We start from the raw sequence: 931 nt of genomic DNA, 5'->3' as shown, positions 1-931 counted from the left end.
TCGGCAGCTGCGTGGTCTTGCCGGAGCCGGTCTCGCCGCAGACGTTCACGACCTGGTTCGCCTCGATGGCCTGCGCGATCTCGTCGCGCCGCGACGACACCGGCAGCGATTCGGGGAAGGTGATCGGTGGGATCGGGTTGGCAACGGCCGGTTTGGCACCAGCGGGTTTGGCCAGCGGCGTTGGGCCGCGGCGCGGGGCAGAGGTCACTCGAAGCCTTCGTGCAAAATCGTCGATTATTTCAAACTGCGGCCGGTCGTGCGGCCCCGCCATGAACCTCGTCTTCCCCCACACCTTCGTGCCGTGGTTCCGTTCGGTGGCGCCGCACATCCATGCGCACCGCGGCAAGACCTTCGTCGTGGCCATCGCCGGCGAGCTGATCGCCGCCGGCAAGCTGTCGGCCTTCGCGCAGGATCTCGCGATCCTGCACGCGATGGGCATCAAGCTGGTGCTGGTGCACGGCTTCCGGCCGCAGGTCGAGGAGCAGTTGCGCGCCAAGGGCCACACCTCGCGCTTCAGCCACGGCATGCGCGTCACCGACCCGCTCGCGCTCGACTGCGCGCAGGAGGCCGCCGGCCAGCTGCGCTACGAGATCGAGGCCGCCTTCTCGCAAGGCCTGCCGAACACACCGATGGCGCACAGCCAGATCCGCGTCGTCTCCGGCAATTTCATCACCGCACGCCCGGTCGGCATCGTCGACGGCGTCGATTTCCAGCACACCGGGCTGGTGCGCAAGATCGATGCAAGCGGGATCCGCAAGCTGGTCGAGATCGGCGCGCTCGCGATGCTGTCGCCGTTCGGCTTCTCGCCCACCGGCGAGGCCTTCAACCTCAGCATGGAAGACGTGGCCGCCAGCACGGCCAGCGAGCTGCAGGCCGACAAGCTGATCTACGTCACCGAGGTGCGCGGCATCCCGCTCGACCCGCTCGACCC

Annotated in this window: 2 protein-coding genes; one reads left to right on the top strand and one right to left on the bottom strand. The window is 68.3% G+C overall.

What is annotated here, in order from left to right; genetic code table 11:
* A partial coding sequence (locus tag AC1D01_RS36665) for a hypothetical protein (RefSeq protein WP_477874718.1) occupies positions 1-208 on the bottom strand: 208 nt, incomplete at its 3' end.
* Positions 209-269: 61 nt separating this feature from the next.
* Between AC1D01_RS36665 and argA the strand changes: the two genes are divergently transcribed.
* Positions 270-931: amino-acid N-acetyltransferase (gene argA, locus AC1D01_RS36660; protein ID WP_477874716.1), on the top strand; the 662-nt coding region annotated here is incomplete at its 3' end.

Source organism: Rhizobacter sp. P3_B12, assembly GCF_056402895.1.
This window is presented reverse-complemented; position numbering and strand designations above follow the sequence as displayed.